General features: G+C 71.0%; 21 protein-coding genes. 13 read left to right on the top strand and 8 right to left on the bottom strand.

Annotated features, from left to right (window positions below):
• Nucleotide 1 precedes the first annotated feature (1 nt).
• The gene (locus ACWD11_RS18745) at nucleotides 2-721 is read left to right on the top strand and encodes a DUF3159 domain-containing protein (RefSeq protein ID WP_389420026.1); all 720 of its coding nucleotides are present in this window, start codon (nucleotides 2-4) and stop codon (nucleotides 719-721) included.
• A gap of 59 nt (nucleotides 722-780) precedes the next feature.
• Here ACWD11_RS18745 and ACWD11_RS18740 read toward each other — a convergent pair whose 3' ends face one another.
• Complete coding sequence (locus tag ACWD11_RS18740) at nucleotides 781-1,458, bottom strand: potassium channel family protein (protein ID WP_389420025.1); 678 nt, start codon at nucleotides 1,456-1,458, stop codon at nucleotides 781-783.
• Complete coding sequence (locus ACWD11_RS18735) at nucleotides 1,458-2,129, bottom strand: potassium channel family protein (protein WP_389420024.1); 672 nt, start codon at nucleotides 2,127-2,129, stop codon at nucleotides 1,458-1,460. The genes ACWD11_RS18740 and ACWD11_RS18735 overlap by 1 nt, the downstream gene beginning before the upstream one ends.
• A gap of 403 nt (nucleotides 2,130-2,532) precedes the next feature.
• Between ACWD11_RS18735 and ACWD11_RS18730 the strand changes: the two genes are divergently transcribed.
• Together ACWD11_RS18730 and ACWD11_RS18725 are read left to right on the top strand one after the other, a co-directional pair.
• Entirely contained in the window at nucleotides 2,533-4,581 is a 2,049-nt protein-coding gene (locus ACWD11_RS18730; RefSeq protein WP_389420023.1) for an APC family permease, read from the top strand.
• A 69-nt stretch (nucleotides 4,582-4,650) separates the two neighbouring features.
• Nucleotides 4,651-5,982, top strand: coding sequence for a class I SAM-dependent RNA methyltransferase (locus ACWD11_RS18725; RefSeq protein ID WP_389420022.1), 1,332 nt, complete (start codon nucleotides 4,651-4,653; stop codon nucleotides 5,980-5,982).
• Here ACWD11_RS18725 and ACWD11_RS18720 read toward each other — a convergent pair.
• Entirely contained in the window at nucleotides 5,934-6,938 is a 1,005-nt protein-coding gene (locus ACWD11_RS18720; protein WP_451284149.1) for an ROK family protein, read from the bottom strand. The two genes, ACWD11_RS18725 and ACWD11_RS18720, sit on opposite strands and share 49 nt — an antisense overlap.
• 316 nt (nucleotides 6,939-7,254) lie before the next feature.
• On the opposite strand from ACWD11_RS18720, the gene ACWD11_RS18715 reads away from it, so the two are divergent.
• The 6 genes from ACWD11_RS18715 to ACWD11_RS18690 all read left to right on the top strand — a co-directional run bounded on the left by ACWD11_RS18715 (nucleotide 7,255) and on the right by ACWD11_RS18690 (nucleotide 14,768).
• Nucleotides 7,255-8,568 (top strand): ABC transporter substrate-binding protein, encoded by a 1,314-nt coding sequence (locus ACWD11_RS18715; protein WP_451284147.1) that lies wholly within the window; start codon nucleotides 7,255-7,257, stop codon nucleotides 8,566-8,568.
• Between the two features lie 131 nt (nucleotides 8,569-8,699).
• Complete coding sequence (locus ACWD11_RS18710; RefSeq protein WP_389420019.1) at nucleotides 8,700-9,665, top strand: carbohydrate ABC transporter permease; 966 nt, start codon at nucleotides 8,700-8,702, stop codon at nucleotides 9,663-9,665.
• Complete coding sequence (locus ACWD11_RS18705; protein WP_451284145.1) at nucleotides 9,662-10,510, top strand: carbohydrate ABC transporter permease; 849 nt, start codon at nucleotides 9,662-9,664, stop codon at nucleotides 10,508-10,510. Before ACWD11_RS18710 ends, ACWD11_RS18705 begins: the two co-directional genes overlap by 4 nt.
• Nucleotides 10,511-10,554: 44 nt before the next feature.
• Nucleotides 10,555-13,023, top strand: a complete 2,469-nt coding sequence (locus tag ACWD11_RS18700) for a glycoside hydrolase family 2 protein (RefSeq protein ID WP_451284143.1) — start codon at nucleotides 10,555-10,557, stop codon at nucleotides 13,021-13,023.
• A gap of 41 nt (nucleotides 13,024-13,064) precedes the next feature.
• Nucleotides 13,065-14,075 (top strand): LacI family DNA-binding transcriptional regulator, encoded by a 1,011-nt coding sequence (locus ACWD11_RS18695; RefSeq protein ID WP_451284141.1) that lies wholly within the window; start codon nucleotides 13,065-13,067, stop codon nucleotides 14,073-14,075.
• A gap of 18 nt (nucleotides 14,076-14,093) precedes the next feature.
• Nucleotides 14,094-14,768, top strand: a complete 675-nt coding sequence (locus ACWD11_RS18690; RefSeq protein ID WP_451284139.1) for an alpha/beta fold hydrolase — start codon at nucleotides 14,094-14,096, stop codon at nucleotides 14,766-14,768.
• 9 nt (nucleotides 14,769-14,777) lie between these two features.
• On the opposite strand, the gene ACWD11_RS18685 is transcribed toward ACWD11_RS18690, so the two are convergent.
• A complete protein-coding gene (locus ACWD11_RS18685; RefSeq protein ID WP_389420014.1) occupies nucleotides 14,778-15,665 on the bottom strand; it encodes a glycosyl hydrolase in 888 nt (295 codons plus the stop codon).
• A gap of 43 nt (nucleotides 15,666-15,708) precedes the next feature.
• Between ACWD11_RS18685 and ACWD11_RS18680 the strand changes: the two genes are divergently transcribed.
• Nucleotides 15,709-15,915: a hypothetical protein gene (locus ACWD11_RS18680; protein ID WP_451284137.1), complete on the top strand. Its 207-nt coding sequence runs from the start codon at nucleotides 15,709-15,711 to the stop codon at nucleotides 15,913-15,915.
• Here ACWD11_RS18680 and ACWD11_RS18675 read toward each other — a convergent pair.
• Genes ACWD11_RS18675 through fabG form a run of 4 tightly spaced genes read right to left on the bottom strand, consistent with a single transcriptional unit; the run spans nucleotide 15,898 to nucleotide 20,010 of the window.
• Complete coding sequence (locus ACWD11_RS18675) at nucleotides 15,898-16,893, bottom strand: Gfo/Idh/MocA family protein (protein ID WP_389420012.1); 996 nt, start codon at nucleotides 16,891-16,893, stop codon at nucleotides 15,898-15,900. The two genes, ACWD11_RS18680 and ACWD11_RS18675, sit on opposite strands and share 18 nt — an antisense overlap.
• Nucleotides 16,894-16,904: 11 nt before the next feature.
• On the bottom strand, nucleotides 16,905-18,239 hold the full coding sequence (locus tag ACWD11_RS18670; protein WP_389420011.1) for an NDP-hexose 2,3-dehydratase family protein: 1,335 nt from the start codon (nucleotides 18,237-18,239) through the stop codon (nucleotides 16,905-16,907).
• On the bottom strand, nucleotides 18,236-19,180 hold the full coding sequence (locus ACWD11_RS18665; protein WP_389420010.1) for an aromatase/cyclase: 945 nt from the start codon (nucleotides 19,178-19,180) through the stop codon (nucleotides 18,236-18,238). The genes ACWD11_RS18670 and ACWD11_RS18665 overlap by 4 nt, the downstream gene beginning before the upstream one ends.
• Nucleotides 19,181-19,224: 44 nt before the next feature.
• Nucleotides 19,225-20,010 carry a 3-oxoacyl-ACP reductase FabG gene (gene fabG / locus ACWD11_RS18660; protein WP_389420009.1) on the bottom strand — a complete coding sequence of 262 codons (786 nt, stop codon included), beginning with the start codon at nucleotides 20,008-20,010 and terminating at the stop codon, nucleotides 19,225-19,227.
• A gap of 205 nt (nucleotides 20,011-20,215) precedes the next feature.
• On the opposite strand from fabG, the gene ACWD11_RS18655 reads away from it, so the two are divergent.
• The 3 genes from ACWD11_RS18655 to ACWD11_RS18645 are packed head-to-tail and all read left to right on the top strand — an operon-like array spanning nucleotide 20,216 to nucleotide 23,519.
• Complete coding sequence (locus ACWD11_RS18655; RefSeq protein WP_389420008.1) at nucleotides 20,216-21,031, top strand: thioesterase II family protein; 816 nt, start codon at nucleotides 20,216-20,218, stop codon at nucleotides 21,029-21,031.
• Nucleotides 21,028-22,296, top strand: coding sequence for a beta-ketoacyl-[acyl-carrier-protein] synthase family protein (locus ACWD11_RS18650; protein WP_451284134.1), 1,269 nt, complete (start codon nucleotides 21,028-21,030; stop codon nucleotides 22,294-22,296). The genes ACWD11_RS18655 and ACWD11_RS18650 overlap by 4 nt, the downstream gene beginning before the upstream one ends.
• Nucleotides 22,293-23,519 carry a ketosynthase chain-length factor gene (locus ACWD11_RS18645; protein ID WP_451284132.1) on the top strand — a complete coding sequence of 409 codons (1,227 nt, stop codon included), beginning with the start codon at nucleotides 22,293-22,295 and terminating at the stop codon, nucleotides 23,517-23,519. Before ACWD11_RS18650 ends, ACWD11_RS18645 begins: the two co-directional genes overlap by 4 nt.
• Nucleotides 23,520-23,554 lie beyond the last annotated feature (35 nt).

The raw sequence follows: 23,554 nt of genomic DNA, 5'->3' as shown, positions 1-23,554 counted from the left end.
GGTGACGTCGCTCGACAAGCCGACCGAAGACACCACCGCAGAAGGCGGGCACGACTCCCGGGCGGTGACCCAGGACGCGCTGTTCGAAGCCTTCGGCGGCCTGCGCGGCATGATCGAGACGGTGCTGCCCGGACTGCTCTTCGTCACGATCTACACCATCAACAAGGACCTGCACCTGTCGGCGATCGCCGCGCTCGGTGTGTCCCTGCTGCTCGTCGCCGTCCGCCTGGTGATGAAGGACACCGTCAAGCACGCCTTCAGCGGTGTCTTCGGCGTCGCCTTCGGTGTCGTCTTCGCGATGATGACCGGCAACGCCAAGGACTTCTACCTGCCCGGCATGCTCTACACGCTGGGCCTGGGCCTGGCGTACATCATCACCACCCTGTGCGGTGTCCCGCTGATCGGCCTGATCCTCGGCCCGGTCTTCAAGGAGAACCTCTCCTGGCGCACCCGCAACCCCGGCCGCAAGAAGGCGTACGCCAAGGCCAGTTACGCCTGGGGCGCGATCCTGCTCGCCAAGTGCGCGATCCTCTTCCCGCTGTACTGGTGGGCGGACACCGAGCAGCTGGGCTGGGTCCTGGTCTCCCTGAAGATCCCGCCGTTCCTACTGGCCGTCTGGCTGACCTGGGTCTTCCTCGCCAAGGCCCCCGCGCCGATCGACGTGTTCGCGGAGATGGAGGCGGCGGAGAAGGCCGAGAAGGATCGGCAGGCCGCCGGCTGACGGTACGAGAAGAAGGGCGCCCCGGGTGATCCCGGGGCGCCCTTCGCCGTCGTACGGCCTCAGTCGGCAGGCTGCTCGCGGCGTACCGAGAGCAGGTCCTCCAGCTGTTCCTCGCGGGCCTGGGCGGCCACGAACAGCAGCTCGTCGCCCGCCTCCAGGGAGTCGTCGCGGGTCGGGGTGAGCACCCGGGTGCCGCGGATGATGGTGACCAGCGAGGTGTCCTGCGGCCACTCCACATCGCCGACCTGGGTGCCGGCCAGCGCCGACTCCTCGGGCAGGGTCAGCTCGACGAGGTTGGCGTCGCCGTGGCTGAAGCGCAGCAGCCGGACCAGGTCGCCGACGCTGACCGCCTCCTCGACCAGGGCGGACATCAGGCGGGGGGTGGACACGGCGACGTCGACGCCCCAGGACTCGTTGAAGAGCCACTCGTTCTTGGGGTTGTTGACGCGGGCGACGACGCGCGGGACGCCGTACTCCGTCTTCGCCAGCAGGGAGACGACCAGGTTCACCTTGTCGTCGCCGGTCGCGGCGATCACGACGTTGCAGCGCTGCAGCGCGGCCTCGTCCAGGGACGTGATCTCGCAGGCGTCGGCGAGCAGCCACTCCGCCTGCGGGACGCGCTCGACCGAGATGGCGGTCGGCGCCTTGTCGATCAGCAGGATTTCGTGGCCGTTCTCCAGCAGCTCGCCCGCGATCGAGCGGCCGACGGCGCCGGCACCGGCAATGGCGACCCTCATCAGTGACCGCTCTCCTCTTCGGGACCCTGGGCGAACGCCGCCTCGACCTTGTCGACCTCGTCGGTGCGCATCATCACGTGCACCAGGTCGCCCTCCTGCAACACCGTCTGCGAGCTGGGCAGGATGGCCTCACCGAGGCGGGTCAGGAACGCCACGCGGACGCCCGTCTCCTCCTGGAGCCTGCTGATCTTGTGGCCCACCCAGGCCGGGGAGGTGTGCACCTCGGCGAGCTGGACGCCACCGGTGGGGTCGCGCCACAGCGGCTCGGCGCCCGAGGGGAGCAGCCGGCGCAGCATCTGGTCGGCGGTCCAGCGCACGGTCGCCACGGTCGGGATGCCCAGGCGCTGGTAGACCTCGGCACGGCGGGGGTCGTAGATACGGGCCGCGACGTTCTCCACGCCGAACATCTCGCGGGCCACGCGCGCGGAGATGATGTTGGAGTTGTCGCCGCTGGAGACGGCTGCGAAGGCACCGGCCTCCTCGATGCCCGCCTCGCGCAGGGTGTCCTGGTCGAAGCCGATGCCGGTGACCCGGCGGCCACCGAAACCGGGGCCGAGCCGGCGGAAGGCGGTGGGGTCCTGATCGATCACAGCGACCGTGTGCCCCTGTTGCTCCAGGGTCTGGGCGAGAGCGGAACCCACTCTTCCGCAGCCCATGATGACGATGTGCACGACCGTCCTTCCGAAGTCAAGAGTTACTGCTCAGCCAGATCAGGGTCTCAGATCGACGCCCAAGCTACACACGCGCGGTAGGACGTCGGCACCCCTGTGCACGGTTGCCGTCGGGACGGGTCGATCAGCGGCGGTTGATGCTGCGGACGCTCGCAAGTGTCAGGATTCCGAGGCCGACGAGCGCGGCGGCGGCGCCGATCAGCTGGGCGGTGGTGTCCATGGGACCTCCGGAGGGCGGCAACGGCGGGCAGAACCAGCGGGTTTAGTCATATAGACATGCCGACGCTCCGGCCTGCGGAATCCGCAGCCGCGCCACCCCCGTTTTCACCCGGAGAGCAGGGGCCGCCCGTAAGGGGGGTGGCGGGTGGGCGGCAGCCCGTTCGAACGCCTACGATCCTCTGTTGTGTCCAAACTGACCGACGTGCCCAAACGGATCCTGATCGGGCGCGCACTGCGCAGTGACCGGCTCGGGGAAACGCTCCTGCCGAAGCGCATCGCACTGCCCGTCTTCGCCTCCGACCCGCTCTCCTCCGTGGCCTACGCGCCCGGCGAGGTGCTGCTGGTCCTCTCCATCGCGGGCGTGTCGGCGTACCACTTCAGCCCCTGGATCGCGGTCGCGGTCGTCGTCCTGATGTTCACGGTCGTCGCCTCCTACCGGCAGAACGTGCACGCCTACCCGAGCGGCGGCGGCGACTACGAGGTGGCCAACACCAACCTCGGCCCCAGGGCCGGGCTGACCGTGGCCAGCGCGCTGCTCGTGGACTACGTGCTCACCGTGGCCGTGTCCATCTCCTCCGGCGTGGAGAACCTGGGTTCCGCCATCCCGTTCGTCGTCGAGCACAAGGTGTTCTGCGCGATCGGCATCATCGTGCTGCTGACGCTGATGAACCTGCGCGGGGTGAAGGAGTCCGGCAAGCTCTTCGCGATCCCGACGTACGTCTTCGTCGCCGGTGTCTTCCTCATGATCGCCTGGGGCGCGTTCCAGGGCCTGGTCCTCGACGAGACCATGAAGTCGCCCACCGCCGACTTCGAGATCAAGCCCGAGCACGAGGGCCTGGCCGGCTTCGCGCTGGTCTTCCTGCTGCTGCGCGCCTTCTCCTCCGGCTGTGCCGCGCTCACCGGTGTCGAGGCGATCAGCAACGGCGTCCCCGCCTTCCGCAAGCCCAAGTCGAGGAACGCGGCGACCACCCTCGCCCTGATGGGCGGCCTCGCGGTCACCATGTTCTGCGGCATCATCGGGCTCGCCATGGCCACCGATGTGCACATGGCGGAGAACCCGGCCAAGGACCTCATCGAGGACGGCGTGCCCGTCGGCAGCGACTACGTCCAGCACCCGGTGATCTCGCAGGTCGCGGCCGCCGTCTTCGGTGACGGCTCGTTCCTCTTCCTCCTGCTCGCCGCCGCCACGGCCCTGGTCCTGTTCCTCGCGGCGAACACCGCGTACAACGGCTTCCCGCTGCTCGGCTCGATCCTCGCCCAGGACCGCTACCTGCCCCGCCAGCTGCACACCCGCGGCGACCGCCTCGCGTTCTCCAACGGCATCGTGCTGCTGGCCGGCGCGGCCATCCTGCTGGTGTGGATCTACGGCGCCGACTCCACGCGGCTGATCCAGCTCTACATCGTCGGCGTGTTCGTCTCCTTCACGCTGAGCCAGACCGGCATGGTCCGGCACTGGAACCGCCATCTGCGCACCGAGACCGACCCGGCCAAGCGCCGCCGTATGATCCGCTCCCGCGCGATCAACACCTTCGGCGCCTTCTTCACCGGCCTGGTCCTGGTCGTCGTCCTGGTCACCAAGTTCACCCACGGCGCCTGGGTCGCCCTGCTCGGCATGGTGATCTTCTACGCGACCATGTCCGCGATCCGGAAGCACTACGACCGGGTCTCCGAGGAGATCGCGGCGCCCGACGGCCCGACCGACGACAGCGTCCGCCCCTCCCGGGTGCACTCCGTGGTCCTGGTCTCCAAGATCCACCGGCCCACGCTGCGCGCCCTCGCGTACGCCAAGCTGATGCGTACCGACACCCTGGAAGCGCTCAGCGTCAACGTCGACCCGGCCGAGACCAAGTCCCTCAAGGCCGAGTGGGAGCGGCGCGGCATCGACGTACCGCTGAAGGTCCTCGACTCGCCCTACCGCGAGATCACCCGGCCGATCATCGAGTACGTCAAGAACCTGCGCCGCGAGTCGCCGCGCGAGGCCGTGTCCGTGATCATCCCCGAGTACGTCGTCGGCCACTGGTACGAGCATCTGCTGCACAACCAGAGCGCCCTGCGGCTGAAGGGGCGGCTGCTGTTCACGCCGGGTGTCATGGTGACGTCGGTGCCCTACCAGCTGCAGTCCTCCGAGGTCGCGAAGAAGCGGGCCCGCAAGCGGCAGGACTGGACCGCGCCGGGTTCCGTGCGGCGGGGGCCGGCTCAGGAGCGGGCGAAGGAGTCCTCGAAACAGTCGTAGACTGGTGGGCTGTTGTCCCGGCGGCTGTTGTCCCGGCTCGAACCTCTACGCACCTGGAGTCACCCCGCCATGCAGGCAGAACCGAAGAAGTCGCTGGTGGGGCTGGAGTACGAGGTCGAGGTCGGCCCCGTCGCCCACGGCGGCCACTGCATCGCCCGCACCGACGAGGGCCAGGTCCTCTTCGTGCGGCACACGCTGCCCGGGGAGCGGGTGGTCGCCCGGGTCACCGAGGGTGAGGAGGGCGCCCGCTTCCTGCGCGCGGACGCCGTCGAGGTGCTCGACGCGTCCAAGGACCGCATCGAGGCGCCCTGTCCGTACGCCGGCCCCGGCCGCTGCGGCGGCTGCGACTGGCAGCACGCCAAGCCGGGGGCGCAGCGGCGGCTCAAGGGCGAGGTCGTCACGGAGCAGCTGGCGCGGCTCGCCGGGCTCACGCCCGAGGAGGCCGGCTGGGACGGCACGGTGATGCCCGCCGAGGGCGACAAGCTGCCCGCCGGGCAGGTGCCGCAGTGGCGCACGCGCGTGCAGTACGCGGTGGACGCCGAGACGGGCCGCGCGGGTCTGCGCCGGCACCGCTCGCACGAGGTCGAGCCGATCGAGCACTGCATGATCGCGGCCGAGGGTGTGAGCGAGCTGGGCATCGAGGACCGTGACTGGTCCGGGATGGCGTCCGTGGAGGCCATCGCGGCGACCGGCTCCCAGGACCGCATGGTGATCCTCGAGCCCAGGCCGGGCGCGCGGCTCCCCCTGGTCGAGCTGAACAAGCCGGTGTCCGTCATGCGGGTCGAGGAGAAGGACGGCGGCGTTCACCGCGTCCACGGCCGCGCCTTCGTCCGTGAGCGGGCCGACGGCCGGACGCACCGCGTGGGCAGCGGCGGCTTCTGGCAGGTCCACCCGAAGGCGGCGGACACCCTGGTCACGGCGGTGATGCAGGGACTGCTGCCGCGCAAGGGCGACATGGCGCTCGACCTGTACTGCGGCGTCGGCCTCTTCGCGGGCGCCCTCGCCGACCGCCTCGGCGACCAGGGCGCGGTGCTCGGCATCGAGTCCGGCAAGCGTGCGGTCGAGGACGCCCGGCACAACCTCGCGGACTTCGACCGGGTCCGGATCGAACAGGGCAAGGTCGAGGCGGTGCTGCCGCGCACGGGTATCACGGAGGTCGACCTCATCGTCCTGGACCCGCCGCGGGCGGGCGCGGGCCGCAAGACGGTGGCACACCTGTCGTCCCTGGGCGCCCGGCGCATCGCGTACGTGGCCTGCGATCCGGCGGCGCTGGCGCGGGACTTGGGGTACTTCCGGGACGGGGGGTATCGGGTGCGGACGTTGCGGGTGTTCGATCTGTTTCCGATGACTCATCATGTGGAGTGCGTGGCGATTCTGGAGCCTGCCGCCAAGGGTTCCTGAGCTGCCGTCTCCGCCAGGGTCGCTGCGCCCACCAGGCCGGAGTCCGGGCCCAACTCGGCCGGGACGGCGTGCAGATGGTTCAGGAACGGCATGGCCGCGTAGCGGCGCAGGTGGTGGGTGAGGGGGGAGAAGAGGACCTCGCCCGCCTGGGCGACGCCGCCGCCGATCACCGCGATGTCGATCTCGACCAGGGCGGCCGTGGCCGCGATGCCCGCTGCCAGGGCGCGGGCCGCACGGTCGAAGGCGGCTACGGCGGCCGGGTCGCCGGCCCGGGCCGCGGTGGCGACCGCCGAGGCGTCCGGCGTCGCGGGCGGGCGCCAGCCGAGCGAGAGCGCGTGGCGGGTGATGGCCGTACCGCTGGCGATGCCCTCCAGGCAGCCGCGCGCACCGCACGGGCAGGGGTCGCCGTCGAAGTCGACGCTGATGTGCCCGAGGTGACCGGCGTTGCCGGTGCGGCCGTGGCGGACCCGGCCGTCGAGGACCAGACCGGCGCCCACGCCCGTGGACACCACCAGGCACAGGGCGTTTCCGTGGCCGCGCGCCGCGCCGTGGCGGTGCTCGGCCGCGGCCATGGCCACCGCGTCGCCCGCCAGGACGACGGGTAGGCGCGCCAGCGCCGGGTGGGCGCCGACCGCCGCGACGAGCGGGAAGCCGCGCCAGGCGGGGATGTTCACGGGGCTGACGGATCCGTGCGCCAGGTCGACCGGGCCGGCGCTGCCGATGCCGAGGGCGCGGACGGTGTCCCACCGCGGGTCGGCGGCCAGGGCGTCCAGCACGTGGTGCACCGTGTCGAGGAGGGTGTCCGCCGAGCCCTGGGCCGGGGTGGGGCGGCGCACGCGGTGGACGAGGGTGCCGTCCCTCGTGACGAGCGCACCCGCGATCTTGGTCCCCCCTATGTCGAGGGCGGCTATCAGGGCATCGCCCAGGGTGGGGGCGGCACTTTCCTGACTACTCATCGTGATCGGTCTCCGGGGGAGTGGGGTGGGTGCTGGAGGGGGACGGCGCCCCTATCGGAGCACGCCTTTGACAACGATGTCCAGCGGTGCGCGCAGCTCCGCCACAGCGTGCGTCCCGGCCCGGTCCGATTTAGTCATGGTTTAGTAAAGCCGCAGATCAAGGCCGTCAGGATTGGGGAAATCGATCTAGACCGGTCTATGGACATTGCCACGACGTTACGTCTACGTTGAGCGCTCATCAGGCCGGGGGTGCCGTGGTCGAACGCGGCGTTCTGCTCGGTCTGGCGTCGACAGTTCGCGATGAGAGGTGGCGGGGATGCGGAGAAGTTGGGTGGCTCTTGTGGCTGCGACCATGGTGGCGGCCACAGCCTGTAGCGGTCAGGAGGACGACCAGCGTGGCGAGATCGCCGCTCCGCCGAGCGATCCGGCGAAGGTGTCGGGCGAGATCACTGTCCTCACCAACCGGACGGACCAGATAGCCGACGGCACCCTGAAGAAGTACGCCGCGGAGTTCCGCAAGGTGTACCCGGGTGTGAAGGTCAAGTTCGAGGGACTGACCGACTACGAGGGCGAGACCAAGATCCGGATGAACACCGACAAGTACGGTGACGTCCTGCTGATCCCCAACTCCCTGTCCGTGGAGCAGTACCCCACCTTCTTCGCCCCCCTGGGCAAGGCCGAGGAACTGTCGGCGAAGTTCGACTACACCGACCACGCCACCGTGGACGGCCAGGTCTACGGCCTCGCCAACATCGGTGTGGCCAACGGGTTCGTCTACAACAAGGCGGTCTGGAAGAAGGCCGGCATCACCGAATGGCCCGCCACGCCCGAGGAGTTCGTCGCGGACCTCCAGACGATCAAGGCGAAGACCGGCGTCACGCCGTACTACACGAACTACAAGGACGGCTGGCCGCTCACCAACTGGACGAACGCGGTGGGTTCCCCCGCCTGCGACCCCGGTGCCTACGACGCGCTGGCGACGACGGAGGAGCCCTGGAGCGAGGGCTCGGACCTGCACACGATCGACAAGCTCCTCTACACGATCGTCGACAAGAAGCTCTCCGAGACCGACCCCACCACCACCAACTGGGAGGACTCCAAGTCCCGGATCGCGACCGGCGAGGTCGCGTCGATGTGGCTCGGCTCCTGGGCGATCTCCCAGATGACGGCCGCGGCCGAGGCGGCCGGTGAGAACCCCGAGGACATCGGGTTCATGCCGTTCCCCGCGCAGAAGGACGGGAAGTTCTGCTCCGTGCTGCGCCCTGACTACCAGTACGCGGTCAACGTCCACTCCGACCGGAAGGCCGCCGCCCGGGCGTGGATCGACTGGTACATCACCAAGTCCGGCCAGGCCGCCGCCGAGGGATCCATCTCCTCCGTCAAGGGCACCCCGCTGCCGGACACACTCGAGGACTTCGCCGACAACGATGTCACCCTGATCCAGCAGCACCAGAAGAAGCGGGCCGAGGTCAGCGAGATCGACAAGGCGTCCGAGGTCGGTATCACCGCTCAGGACTACCGGCAGAAGCTGGTGGACGTCGCCCGCGGCGCCGCCGACGGCGACATGGACAGCTACTTCGACGAGCTGAACGGCAAGTGGTCCGAGGCGCAGCAGACCCTCGGCGGCTGACCGCACCACGCTACGGCGGACACCACCGCGCAGGGCCGTCCCGGCCGCACCGGGACGGCACGCGCCCCTCGATCGCCGTGCCGCCGCCGCTCAGCAGGCCCGACCGGGAACCCACCACGAGGAACCATGAGATGACCGCTGCCCAGAAGACCCGCGCCGGGGCACCTGCCGCCGGCCGGGGAAGCGCACCGCCTCCCGAGCCCGGCGCCGGCCGGCCAGGCACCGGCAGACGCCACCGCGCCACGGCCCTGACCCCCTGGCTCTTCCTGGCCGCCCCGCTGACGCTGCTGGTGATGTTCACCTATCTCCCGGTGGCCGACATGATCGGCTACAGCTTCACCGACTGGGACGGTGTCAGCCCCACCCGCTCCTACGTGGGCGGGGAGAACTACACCGACCTGGTCACGCGGCCCGCCCGGTTCGAGGTGTTCCTCGTCAGCGGCTTCTACCTGGTGGCCTCCGTCGTGCAGATCGCTCTCGCCCTGTACTTCGCGACGGTCCTCAGCTTCGACACCCGGTTCCGCAACCTGTTCAAGGGCCTGCTGTTCTTCCCCTACCTGATCAACGGGGTGGCCGTCGGCTTCGTGTTCCTGTACTTCTTCCAGCCCGACGGAACGCTCGACACGCTGCTGCGCATGGTCGGCGTCGAGGGCGAGCGTCTGTGGCTGGGCGACGCGGATCTGGCCAATCCCTCGCTGGCGGGGGTCTCGGTGTGGCGCTTCATGGGGCTGAACATGGTGCTCTTCCTGGGCGCCATCCAGTCGATCCCGCCGCACCTGTACGAGGCGGCACAGCTGGACGGCGCCAACCGCTGGCAGCAGTTCCGGCACATCATCGCGCCGAGCATCAAGCCCATCATCAGCCTGAGCTTCGTCCTCGCCGTCTCCGGCTCCCTGGCCGTCTTCGAGATCCCGTACATCATGACCGGCGGCGCCAACGGCACGGAGACGTTCGTCATCCAGACGGTCAAGCTCGCCTTCCAGTTCGACAAGGTCGGCCTGGCGTCCGCCTCGGCCGTCGTCCTGCTGGTCCTGATCCTGCTGATCACCTGGGTCCAGCGCCGGCTGATCCCCGAGGAGAGGGTGGAGCTCTCGTGACCACCGACACCCGCGGCGGCGCGCTCTCCCGGACCGCCGTCTTCCTGAAGTACCTCTCGCTGGTGCTGGCCTCGGCCGTGGTCGTCGTCCCGCTCGGCGTCGTCCTGCTGACGTCGCTGAAGACCCAGTCGGAGGTGGCGAACGACGGGCCGCTGTCGCCCCCCGGCAACTGGTTCAACTTCGCCAACTACGCCACCGCCTTCGAACAGGGCGCGATGCTGCGGGCGTTCGGCAACACCGCGCTGATCCTCGTGGTCTCCACCGTCGGGACCGTACTGATCGGCTCGATGACCGCCTACGCCATCGACCGTTTCCAGTTCCGGCTGAAGAAGCTCGTGATGGGCCTGTTCCTGCTGGCCACGCTGGTCCCGAGTGTCACCACCCAGGTCGCCACCTTCCAAGTGATCGACGAACTGGGCGCCTTCAACACCCGCTGGGCCCCGATCCTGCTCTACACCGGTACCGACATCGTCTCCATCTACATCTTCCTGCAGTTCATCCGCTCCATCCCGATGTCCGTGGACGAGGCCGCGCGTATCGACGGGGCGAGCCACTGGACGATCTACCGGAAGATCATCTTTCCGATGCTGCGGCCGGCCGTGGCCACGGTCGTCATCGTCAAGGGCATCGCCGTCTACAACGACTTCTACGTGCCCTTCCTCTACATGCCCGACCCCGAGCTGGGCACCATCTCCACCGCCCTGTTCCGGTTCAAGGGTCCCTTCGGCGCCCACTGGGAGACCATCTCCGCCGGCGCGATCCTGGTGATCGTGCCGACCCTGATCGTCTTCCTGGCGCTCCAGCGCTTCATCTACAGCGGCTTCGCGGCCGGTTCCACCAAATGACCCGCCCGCACCGCGCCCGCACCACGTCTCACGAGGAGTCCCGCATGAAGGTCCGCACCCCGCTGTCCCAGGGTTGGACGCTGCGCCTGAACACCGACCGTCACACCCCCGAGCAGGCGCCCCCGGGGCTGGCCGGGACCGCCGTGCCGGCCCGGGTTCCCGGCTGCGTCCACACCGACCTGATGGCGGCGGGATGGCTGGCCGACCCCTACCTCGACCGCAACGAGGAAGAGGTCGCCTGGGTGGGCCGTGCCGACTGGACATATGCGACTCAACTGCCCGCGCGGGACGGGGCGTTCGAGCGTGCGGACCTGGTCTTCGACGGTCTGGACACGGTCGCCGCGGTACGCGTGGGCGGCCGGCTGCTGGGCCGTACCCGCAACATGCACCGGTCCTACCGGTACGACGTCACCGACCTGCTGGCGGACGGGCCCGCCCCGCTCGACATCGCCTTCACCTCCGCCTACACCGAGGCCGAGGCGGTGCGGGCCGCGCTGGGGGAGCGGCCCAACTCCTATCCCGAGCCGTTCAACTACGTACGCAAGATGGCCTGTTCGTTCGGCTGGGACTGGGGTCCCACCCTGGTGACGGCCGGGGTGTGGCGCGAGGCGCGCATCGAGCAGTGGTCCACGGCCCGGCTGGCCGCGGTCCGTCCGCGGGTCACCGTCGCCGAGGACGGCACCGGTGTCGCCGAGATCGTCGTCGACCTGGACCGCACGGCGACCGGACACGACCGCGCCCTGCGGCTGGTGGCCACGGTCGGGGACGCGTCCGCGGAGATCGCCGTCGCACCCGGGGAGCACGCCGCGACGGTGACGGTGCGGGTGCCGGACGCGCGGCTGTGGTGGCCGCGCGGGTACGGCGAGCAGCCGCTGTACGGGTGCACCGTCGTCCTCGGCGATGCCGACCGCGGCCAGGCCCTGGACAGCTGGGAGCGCCGCATCGGCTTCCGCACGATCGAGCTCGACACCTCGGCGGACGCCCAAGGCAGCGCCTTCACCCTGGTCGTCAACGGCACCCCGGTCTTCGCCCGGGGCGTGAACTGGATCCCCGACGACGCCTTCCCCGCCCGCGTCACCGCCGACCGCTACCGCACCCGCCTCACCCAGGCCGCCCAGGCGGGCGTGGACCTGGTGCGCGTGTGGGGCGGCGGCATCTACGAGGACCGGGCCTTCTACGACGTGTGCGACGAACTGGGCCTGATGGTCTGGCAGGACTTCCTGTTCGCCTGCGCCGCCTACCCCGAGGAGCAGCCGCTGCGCTCGGAGATCGAGGCCGAGGCCCGGGAGAACGTGACCCGGCTGATGCCCCATCCGTCGCTGGTCCTGTGGAACGGCAACAACGAGAACCTGTGGGGCTTCGCCGACTGGGACTGGGAGCAGGCCCTGGCCGGCGACTCCTGGGGCGAGGGCTACTACCTCGGCCTGCTGCCGCGCATCGTGGCGCAGACGGACCCGACCCGGCCGTACTGGGCGGGCAGCCCCTGGTCGGGATCGTGGGACCACACTCCCAACGACCCCGACCACGGCACCGCGCACTCCTGGGAGGTGTGGAACCGCCGTGACTACAGCGACTACCTCACCACCGTGCCGCGCTTCGTCGCCGAGTTCGGCTGGCAGGCGCCGCCCGCGCTCGCCACGCTGGAACGCGCCCTGACGGAGCGGCCGTTGGCGGCGGACTCACCCGGCATGCTGCACCACCAGAAGGCGGAGGACGGCAACGGCAAGCTGAACCGGGGCCTCGCCCCGCACTTCACCGAGCCCGCCGACTTCGACACCTGGCACTACCTGACCCAGCTCAACCAGGCGCGGGCCGTGGCCGCGGGCGTCGAGCACTGGCGCTCCCACTGGCCGCGCTGCGCGGGCACGGTGCTGTGGCAGCTCAACGACTGCTGGCCGGTCACGTCCTGGGCGGCGATCGACGGCGACGGCCGCCTCAAGCCCCTCTGGTTCGAGCTGCGCCGCCTGTACGCCGACCGGCTGCTGACGATCCAGGACCGCGACGGCGAGCTGGTGCTCGCGGGCTGCAACCAGGGCGCGGCGGTCTGGGACACCACCGTGACGGTCCGCCGGATCCGTGCGGACGGGACGGTGCTGGCCCACGCCGAGGTCGCGCTGAAGGCGGCCGGACGGGAGGTGGCCCTGGAGCGGCTGCCGGAGTCGGTCGCACGCTTCGGCGACGCGCGCCGGGAGTTCCTGGTCGCCGACGCGGACGGGCTGCGCGCGGTGCACTTCGCCTGCCCGGACCGGGAGTTCACCTACCCCGCCGCCTCCTACGAGGTGGAGGTGAGCGCGGACGGCGACGACGGCGCGCTGATCACGGTCACGGCCGGCACGCTCGTACGGGACCTGCTGCTGCAGGCCGACCGGCTGGACGCGGACGCCCGTACCGACCACGGGCGGGTGACGCTCCTGCCCGGCGAGAGCACGACATGGCGGGTCACCGGCGCGCGGCCCGCCGCGGAGGCCGCCCGGGCGGCGCTGTTCTGCGTCAACGCCGGGAGCCGTCCGTGAATGAGGGGGCACGCCGGCCGAGGCGCGTCACGATCTCGGACGTGGCAGCCCGCGCCGGTGTGTCCCGGGGCGCGGTCTCCCTGGCCTTCAACAACCGCCCCGGGGTCTCGGAGGCCACGCGTGAGCGCATCATGGCCGCCGTCGCGGAGCTGGGCTGGGTGCCGAACCAGGCGGCGATCAAGCTGTCCGGTTCGGCGACCGGCGCGGGCGACACCGTCGGCCTGGTCATCGCCCGGCCGGCGCGGCAACTCGGCCTGGAGCCCTTCTACATGGAGTTCATCTCCGGCGCCGAGTCCGTGCTGGAGGAGCAGGGCTGCTCGCTCCTGCTGCACCTCGTGCGGGACACCGCCCAGGAGATCGCCGTCCACCGCCAGTGGTGGCAGTCCCGCCGGATCGCCGGGTCGATCCTGGTCGACATCCAGCACGACGACCCGCGGATCACCGAGCTGGCGACGATCGGGCTGCCCGCCGTCGCCGTCGGACACCCGTCCCTGACGGGCGACTTCACCTCGGTGTGGACCGACGACGCGACCGCGGTGCACGAGGCGGTGCGCTACCTCGCCGCCCTCGGCCACCGGCGCATCGCCCGGGTGGGCGGCCACCCGGCGCTCGGCCACACCGTGATCCGTACCGCCGCGCTCGACGCGATGGTGGCGGAACTGGGCCTGGAGCCCGCCCGCAGCCTCACCACCGACTACTCCGGGGAGCAGGGCGCCCGGGCCACCCGGTCGCTGCTCGCCTCCCGGGAGCGGCCCACGGCGATCATCTACGACAACGACATCATGGCCGTGGCGGGTCTGTCCGTGGCCGCCGAGATGGGCCTGAGCGTGCCGAAGGACGTCAGCCTGATCGCCTGGGACGACTCCCAGCTGTGCCAGCTGACCCATCCCAACCTGTCGGCCATGAGCCACGACGTCTTCGGGTTCGGGGCCGATGTCACCCGCCGGCTGTTCGACGTCGTCCACCGGCGCAACCCCTCGTCCGGCCCGGCCGCGACCCCGGTGCTGCTGCCCCGCGGCAGCAGCGCGCCGCCGCCGCGGGACACCGACTGACCTCACCGGGAGGGACCCATGCTCGCGGTCCGGGTCTGGGGCGACGGGCCCCGTACGGCCGTCCTGGTGCACGGCATCATGTCGGACTCGCGGGGCTGGAGCCGGGTCGCCCCGGCGATCGCCGGGCACGGCTACCGGGTGGTCGCCGTGGACCTGCCCGGCCACGGCGCCAGCGGGCCCGCCCCCGGGTACACGCCCACCGCGCTCGCCGCCGCCCTGCTCGACACCCTGCCCGTGGCGCCCGACCTCGCCATCGGCCACTCCCTGGGCTCGGCCGCCCTGCTGCTCGCCGTACCGGGACTCGGCTGCGCCCGAGCCGTCCACTGCGATCCCGCCTGGCTGCCCCGGCCACGGGACCTGGACGCCCTGCGGGCCGGCAAGCACGCCGGCCGGCGGGAGCTGCGCGCCGCCCATCCGAGGTGGCACGACGACGACATCACCGCCGAGCAGCAGGCCCTCGCGACCTGGGACCCCGCGTCGGTCACCGCGCTCCAGCACCTGCCCGGCCTGCCGGGCGCCCCCGCCGTCCCCTCGCTCGCCCTGCTCGCCGGTCCCAGCGAGCGGATTCCGCCGGCGCCCGCCGCCGCACTGCGCCGCCGCGGCTGGCACGTCCGCACGGTGGACGGTGCCGGGCACACCGTCCACCGTGACGATCCGGCGGGGTTCCTGCGGGCACTGCACGGCTGGCTGTGACCGGCACCGTCAGGGCAGCACGACCTCACCCTGGTTCAGCACACGGGGGTGGAAGTACGCCGCCTGGATCTCGGCGTTGGTGTTGTTCCCGCGCAGCTGCTCGGACCACATCATGAACCACGCCCACCTGGTCTGGCTGTTCAGCAGGGTGGAGTTCGGCACCTTGCCCATTTCGGCGAGGGCCATGGGCTTGGTCCCCGCGATGCTCTGCATCTGCTGGTAGTCGGCGGCACTGGGGTGGTTCTTGTACCAGACGTCCAGCGAGACGACATCCACGTACTGATGGCCCGGGTAGTACGTGTTCCAGCCGCCCGCGGGATTGTCCTGGACGTTCCAGACCCAGATCAGATTGTCCAGCCCTTTCGTGCCGGCGAGGTAGTCGCGGGTGATCTGATAGAGGCGCGCACTGCCGTTCGCTCCGGGCCGGTTTCCCCACCAGTTCCACGATTCGTTCATTTCGTGCAGTGGCCGGAAGAGAACCGGAACGCCCGCGTTCTTCAGTTGCTGGAGGTAGGGCACGACTTCGTCGAGACGCCGCTTCCAGGCATTGTTCAGGGCGCTTCCCGAGGTGATGATCTGGGAGAATTGCGCGTTGGTTATGTTCGACTTCACGCCGCCCTCGAAGGGGCAGCTGCTGCCGCCGGTCGGCGGGCAGACATGCCAGGTCAGGGTGACCAGCGAGCCGTTCGCCCACTCGGTCTTCGCCTGGTCGATCACCCGCTGGCGGTTGGCCACGTCGGTGGCGTTGAACATCAGGTCACCGCCCCACAGCCCGGGGTACTGCCCGGTCACGTCCTTGACCTGCTGCGTGTACTGGCCGGGCGCGGTAGCGGGCTCCTTGTTGTGCTGTCCGGAGACGATGGAGTTCCCCGTGATGGTGCGGAGGTAGTTCAGCACGGTCTGCTTGGGCGTCGCGGGAAATGCCCGCGCGGATTCCGCCGTGGGCCAGACGAAGATTGTCGCGGTGACGGCTGCGGCCGTCAGGACGGAAGTGACGCAGCGCCGCATTCTGCTCATGGGCGTACCAGCTCTCGTGGCCGAGGGAATTGCTTTTCGCCACAAAGGTGGCCGCCACGGCGGCAGTCGTCAATGGGCCGAATCGATTTCCGCAACCGGCCCGCGCAATGTTTTACTGAACCTTTCCTGAACGGCCGGGCGATTCCGGGAAATGTCGTATCGCCGCGATGACACGGCTCTGGGCGACGCTCGTCGCAAGGCCCGTGGGGGCGCCGGTGCGGACGGCGGCGGCGAAACGGGAGAGGGTGTTCGCGCACTGGTCGTCCGCCGGCAGGGTGCGCAGCTCCTGGTGGTCCTGGCGGTCGACGCGGATCACCGGGCGGTGGTCCCGGGGTGTGGTGAAGGCGTGGTCCACGGTGATCCGGCCGGTGCTGCCCAGGAGTTGGTAGCGGGACACGTAGAAGTGCTCCATGCCGAAGCCGATCTGGGCGGTGACACCGCCGGAGTGCCGCAGCAGGGCGTCGCCCGCGATGTCCACGTCATGGGTGGCGTGCGGCTTCAGGCTCGCCCCGAGCACTTCGAGGTCGTCGCCGAGGAAGAACTGGGCGGCCCGAATCGGATAGCCCGCCCCGTCCAGCAGGGCCCCGCCTCCGAGGCCGGAGCGCAGCCGGTGGTCGTCGGCGGGGCGGGGCGGGATGGTGAACGCGGCCTGGAAGGAGCGCAGTTCGCCGATAGCACCGTCGGCCACCAGGTCCCGTACGCAGTGGTGCTGGGAGTGGTGGACGAACATGTAGTTCTCCATCAGCGCCAGACCGGACGCCTCGGCCCGCGCCGCCAGGTCGGCCGTTCGCGCCGGGTCGGTGGTCAGCGGTTTCTCCGCGAACACATGCTTGCCCGCGTCGAGTGCCGCCCGTACCCACGGCGCGCGCAGCGCGGGCGGCAGCGGGATGTACACCGCCTCGACCTCGGGGTCCGCCAGCAGCTCCTCGTACCCGGCGACGGCCCGCGCGCCGAAGCGGGCGGCCACCTCCTCGGCCTTCTCGGGCGTACGGCTGGCCACCGCGGCCAGCCGCAGCCCGCTCGCGGGGGCCGCGGCCAGGGCGGGGAGCACCTTGCGGACCGCGATGTCGGCGCAGCCGAGGAGCCCCAGGCGTACCGGGTCGGACATCCGGGGTCTCCCTAGTCCATCAGGCAGGCGAGCAGTGAGCGCGCGACCACGTTGACGTGGTTGCCGTAGCGGACGAAGCCGGTGAGCTGGCGCCGGGTCATCCAGATGTAGTCCTCGGGCACGTCGGCGGGGAAGTCGTCCGGGACCTCCACCAGGAGATAGCGGTTCTCGGCGTGGTGGAACCGGCCGCCCTCCTCGGAGAGCACGGTGTCGACGTGGATCCGGGACGGCGGCGCGGACAGCACGGCGTCGAGGAACGGGGGCCGCTGCCGCTCGGGCAGATGGGCGTAGTTCTGCGGCACGCAGTTCACCGTCGGCGACATCTCGACCACGTCGGAGGTGCCCGCCTCGCTCTGGGCGTGCACGAGCAACTGCCAGTCCGCGTCCGGTCCGCCGCGCCGGGCCAGGAAGGCGACCACGCCCCGGTCGACGGGGGCGAGCAGTGGCTGCGACCAGCGGGCCACCTCCCGGCTGCTGGCCTCCACGTCGACCCCGAGCACGGTGAAGAAGGCGCCCCGCTCGTGCTCGATCCGCTCCGGGCCCCGGCTCCAGCCCTTGACCTGGTTCAGCGGGATCCGCCGCCGCTCCAGTACGTGATTGCTGCGCGCCTCGGTGAACCAGCTGAGGATCTCCGCCGCCGTGTGCGGTGCCGGCAGGCCCCGGTCCGGCGCGTCGTCGTACAGGAAGGGCAGCCCCGACAGCACGGTCCGGGAGTCCATGTTGACGACGTTGTCGATCCGCAGCAGCTCCTTCAGCAGCGCGAGGTTCACCCAGCGGAAGCTGTCGTGCGCGGGCACCTCGGCGTCCTCGGGGACCTCGACGATCATGTTGCGGTTGCGTTTGGCGAGGAACCAGGAGCCCTGCTCGGACTGCAGGGAGTCGAAGACCCGCCTGCCCCGCCGGGGGTCCACGAAGAAGTCCAGAAAGGGAACCGCGCTCCCGCGGTGCACGCGCGTGTAGTTGCTGCGCGTCGCCTGGACCGTCGGCGACAGCTGGAGCGTGTTCACGTTGCCGGGCTCCATCTTCGCCTGCATCAGGCAGTACGGGACGCCGCCGAACCGCTTGACCAGGATCCCCAGGATGCCGATCTCGTCCTGGATGATGATCGGCTGCGTCCAGCTGCCGACGTCCTCGCCCAGGGACGCCTCGATGCCCTCCACGGTGAAGAAGCCGCCGCTGCGGTGCCCGAGGTTCCCGGTCGCCGGGTCGAAGTGCCAGCCGTCCAGCTCGTCGAGCGGCACCGGCGTCACGCGGTAGTGGTTCGCCGCCCGCCGCTCGGCGAACCACTGCCGGAACGCGTCCGCGTCCTCCAGCACCGCGTCCTCCAGCGCCGTACTCCCGGTCACGTGCGCGCCCTGGCTTCGGCGTACGTCTTGGCGTGGCCCAGGGTGGCCCGGCTGTTGGTGCCCAGGGCGTTGCGCAGGAACACCCGGGCCTCGGGGACGCCCGCGTCCTCGCCCAGGATCGCCTGGATGTTCTCGGTGTTGACGATCACCGTGTGCTGGGAGGTGGCGGTGGTGACGCCCCGGTCGTCCTCGGTGAGCTGCCAGTACCCGGTGTGCAGGGCCATCAGCGCGGGCAGCGTGGTCTGCTTGTAGACGATGCGGTGGTGCGGGAAGCACACGCGGACGGACTCGGTGGTGTGGGACGAGCCGTCCTTGGTCAGGGTGTCCATCCGCAGCACCTGAAGGCCCGGGGTCTCCTCGCGCAGATCCACCGCGGCGACGTGCGGCAGCCGCTCGCGCCACCGGTCGGCCTCGTTGATGAAGTCGTACACGTCCTTGGCCGAGCCGTCGATCTCGACGCTGTCCTCGAAGGACAGCCTCAGGTCGGGCGCGCCGGTGGCCAGCTCCACATTGGTCTTCAGCGCGGCCAGCTCCGAGCGGCTGTTGCGGTCCACGGCCTCATCGATCCACTCCAGGCCCTTGGGGTCGTCGTCCACGGCCCGGTAGTCGTGCAGCAGCCGCAGCCGGGTGCGCTCCGGCGCCAGGGCCTCGGCGATCCAGGTGCCGCCCATCGCGGCCACGGGCGGCGCCGACACCTCCTGACGGAAGGTGATCGTCAGCGCCCCGGGGTCCAGGACCCGGCGGGAGGTCCAGTTCTTCGCGGTGCCGTTGGCGGTGGCCCAGATCCGGATCCGCTCCTCGTTCCCCGTCTGCTCCACCCGCTCCACGAGCACGGACGGCGGGAAGATCAGCGGCCAGTTCTCCACCTCGGCGATCAGCCGGTACACCTCCGCTGCCGGAGCCTCGACGGTGATCTCGTGCTCGACCTCGCGTACGGTCATGATCGGTGTCACCTCTTTCGACGGGTCCGAAGACGCCGGAGGGGTCAGAAGTTGCCGAGCCCGCCGCAGACGTTGAGCGCCTGCGCGGTGATGGAGGAGGCGGCGTCGGTGACCAGATAGCCGACGAGCCCGGCGACCTCCTCGGGGGTGGAGTACCGGCCGAGCGGGATCTTCGCCTGGAACTTCTCCAGGATCCGCTCCTCGCTGGTGTCGTACGCGGCCGCGTATCCCGAGCGCACCCGCTGCGCCATCGGCGTCTCCACATAGCCGGGGCAGACCGCGTTGACGGTGATCCCGGTCGGCGCCAGCTCGTTGCCGAGGGCCTTGGTGAAGCCGACCACCCCGTGCTTGGAGGCCGAGTAGGGGGCGCCCAGCACCACGCCCTGCTTCCCGGCGGTGGAGGCGATGTTGACGATGCGGCCCCAGTCCTTGTGCCGCAGCCCGCCCGTGTTCAGCACCTCACGGGTCATCAGGAACACGCTGTTGAGGTTGGTGCCGATGACGTCCAGCCACAGCTCGTCGGTGATGTCGGCGGTGACCCCGCCGCCGCTGCGGCCGGCGTTGTTGACCAGGACGTCGACCGTGCCGTACCGGTCGACGGCGGCACCGACGAAACGCCGGATGTCCTCGGTGGACCGCACGTCGCACGGCGTGCCGTCGACGTCGAGTCCCTCCTCGCGCAGTTCCTTGACCGTTCGCAGCACACTGTCCTCGGTACGGGCGCAGATGAAGACCCGGTATCCCCGCTGTGCCAGCAGCCGGGTGGTGGCGAGACCGATCCCGCTGGTCGCGCCGGTCACCACGGCGGTCCGTGACTCCTGCTCCGACATACATCCTCCTGACGGTGCTCCGGAAGGTCCGAACGACGCGGGGATGCTCACAGCCCGCTCTGGAAGGGCACTTGAAGGGACCTCAGGGCCCGGACGACGGCCCGTCGGGCCGTTCGCTCCCGCGACGCGGCACCACTGCCGCTCCATCTGTGGTCGAGGTGGCCTTCCCAGACTGACCGCCACCGTGACGACTCAAGAGGCGGCGATGACCCGTACTGCTCGGATCACGACACGCACGGCGGCACCCCCGGGGACGGTGGGAGCGGGCCCAAAGCTCTTCTGTTTCCCGCACGCGGGCGCCGGCACCTCCGCGTTCGGCGGCTGGCCCGCGGTGCTGGGCACGGCGGCACGGCCGGTACCCGTCCTGCTGCCCGGCCGCGACCGCAGACGCCGCGAGCCCCGCGTCACCTCGGTCCGCGGACTCTTCGCCGACCTGCTGCGGCAGCACGGACCGCCGCCCGGGGAGCCGTACGTCCTCTACGGGCACAGCCTGGGCGGGCTGATCGCGTACTCGGTGACCCGTGCCCTGGAGCGGGCGGGCAGGCGCGGGCCGGCGCTCGTGGTGGTGGGCGCCTGTCCGCCGCCCGACGCCCGCACCGCACTCGGGGACGCCCCCGAACTCCCCGACGACCTGCTGATCGACCTGCTGGAGACCTTCGGCGCGGTCGAGCCGGGCACCCCGCGCGGCGGCATCTGGCAGCGCACGGCGCTGGGTGTGATCCGTGACGACCTGCGGCTCGCCCGCGAGCTGCGCCGGGTCGCCGACGCCCCCCTCACCACCCCGCTGCTGACGGTCGCGGGCACCGACGACCCGCTGGCCGGTCCCGAGGTGATGGACGGCTGGCGGGCGTGGGCCGACGACTTCCACGGGCAGCACCTCGTCGCCGGCGACCATCACTTCGTCCGGGGCCGGGCCCTGCCCGAACTGCTGGGCCAGGTCTGCCGGGACCTGCCGCGCCATCCGTCCGCGAGCGCAGCCACTGATGAAGGGCAGCCGTTACTCATGAAGGGCAGCCGATGAACCGTCGTGTCGCCATCACCGGAATCGGTGTGGTCGCTCCAGGAGGGGTGGGAACGAAGGAGTTCTGGTCCCTGCTCACCTCCGGCCGGACCGCCACCCGGTCCATCACCTCGTTCGACGCCTCCCAGTTCAGGTCGCGGATCGCCGCCGAGGCCGACTTCGACCCGCTGGAGCACGGCTTCAGCGCCGCCGAGGCCGAACGCCTGGACCGCGCCGCCCAGTTCGCCCTCGTCAGCGCCCGGGAGGCGGTCCGTGACAGCGGCGCCGACCAGGATCTCGACCCGCTGCGCACGGGCGTCACCCTCGGCAGCGCGGTCGGCTGCACGATGGGCCTGGACGCCGAGTACAACGTCGTCAGCCAGGGCGGCAGCGCGTGGGAGGTGGACCACACCCTCGCCGTACCGCATCTCTTCGACTACTTCGTGCCCAGTTCCATGGCCGCCGAGGTCGCCTGGCGCACCGGCGCCCAGGGGCCGGTGTCCATGGTGTCCACGGGCTGCACCTCCGGTCTGGACTCGCTCGGCCACGCCGTCGAACTGATCCGGGAGGGCAGCGCGGACGTCATGATCGCGGGTGCCACCGAGGCGCCCATCTCGCCGATCACCATCGCCTGCTTCGACGCCATCAAGGCCACCTCGCCGCGCAACGACGACCCGGCGACCGCCTCCCGGCCGTTCGACGCCACCCGCAACGGCTTCGTGCTCGGCGAGGGCTCCGCCGTCCTGGTCCTGGAGGAGCTGGACCGGGCCCGTCGGCGGGGCGCGCACATCTATGCCGAGATCGCCGGGTTCGCCACCCGCTGCAACGCCTACCACATGACTGGTCTCACCAATGACGGCCGGGAGATGGCCGAGGCGATCCGGGTCGCCCTGGACGAGGCGCGGCTCGACCCCACCGACGTCCAGTACGTCAACGCGCACGGCTCGGGCACCAAGCAGAACGACCGGCACGAGACGGCCGCCTTCAAGCGCAGCCTGGGCAGTCACGCCCACGACATACCGGTCAGCTCCATCAAGTCGATGATCGGTCACTCGCTCGGCGCGATCGGCTCCCTGGAGGTCGCGGCCAGCGCCCTGGTCATCGAGCACGGTGTCATCCCGCCCACCGCCAACCTGCACACCGCCGACCCGGCCTGCGACCTGGACTACACCCCGCTGACCGCGCGGGAGCAGCGCACCGACGTCGTGCTCAGCGTGGGCAGCGGATTCGGCGGCTTCCAGAGCGCGATGGTCCTCATCCGCCCCGAGAAGGGAGACGCACGATGACCGCCCCCGCCCCCGCGCCCCCGGTCGTCACCGGTATCGGAGTGGCCGCGCCCAACGGCTTCGGGCGGGAGGAGTGGTGGCGCGCGACCCTCGCCGGGGAGAGCGGGATCCGGGAGATCAGCCGCTTCGACGCCGCCCGCTACCCGGCCCGCCTCGCCGGGGAGATCCGGGACTTCGACCCCGCCCAGCACACCCCCGGCCGGCTGCTGCCGCAGACGGACCAGGTCACCCGGCTGGCGCTCGCCGTCGCGGACGAGGCCCTCGCCGACGCCGCCGTCGACCCCGCCGCACTGCCCGACTACGCCGCGGGCGTGGTCACCGCCAGCTCCGCGGGCGGCTTCGAGTTCGGCCAGCGCGAGCTCGAAGCGCTGTGGAGCAAGGGCGGACGGTACGTCAGCGCGTACCAGTCGTTCGCCTGGTTCTACGCCGTCAACACCGGCCAGATCTCCATCCGGCACGGGCTGCGCGGCCCCAGCGGGGTGCTGGTCACCGAGCAGGCGGGCGGACTCGACGCGGTCGCCCAGGCCCGTCGGCAGCTGCGCAAGGGGATCCGCCTGGTGGTCACCGGCGGGGTCGAGTCCGCGCTGTGCCCCTGGGGCTGGGTCGCCCAGCTCGCCGACGGCCGGCTGAGCACGGTCACCGATCCGGACCGCGCCTATCTCCCGTTCTCCGCCGACGCCTCCGGGCATGTCGCCGGCGAGGGGGGCGCCCTGCTCGTCACGGAGGACGCGGCGGCCGCCCGGGAACGGGGAGCCGAGACGTACGGCACGATCGCCGGGTACGCGGCCACCTTCGACCCGGCGCCGGGCGAGGGCGGCTCGCGCCTGCGGGACGCCGCCGAACTCGCGCTGCGCGACGCACGGCTGACCCCCGCTGACGTGGACGTCGTGTTCGCGGACGCCGCGGGCGGCACCGCCGCGGACCGTGCGGAGGCGGAGGCCATTTCCGGGCTCTTCGGCCCGAACGGCGTTCCGGTCACCGTACCCAAGACGATGACCGGCCGGCTGTCCTCGGGCGGCGCCTCACTCGACCTGGCCGCGGCCCTGCTCTCGTTGCGCGACCAGGTGATCCCACCGACCGTCAACGTCGACGGTCCCGGCCCGGGTCTCACCCTCGACCTGGTCACCGGGAAGCCCCGCCCCGCGGCGCTGCGCACCGCACTGGTGCTGGCCCGCGGCCGGGGCGGCTTCAACGCGGCGATGGTGGTGCGGGCAGCGGACTGAGCCCGTCCCGCCGGACCCGCGACCCCACATGAGAA

The organism is Streptomyces sp. NPDC002776 (genome assembly GCF_053592195.1).
This window is presented reverse-complemented; position numbering and strand designations above follow the sequence as displayed.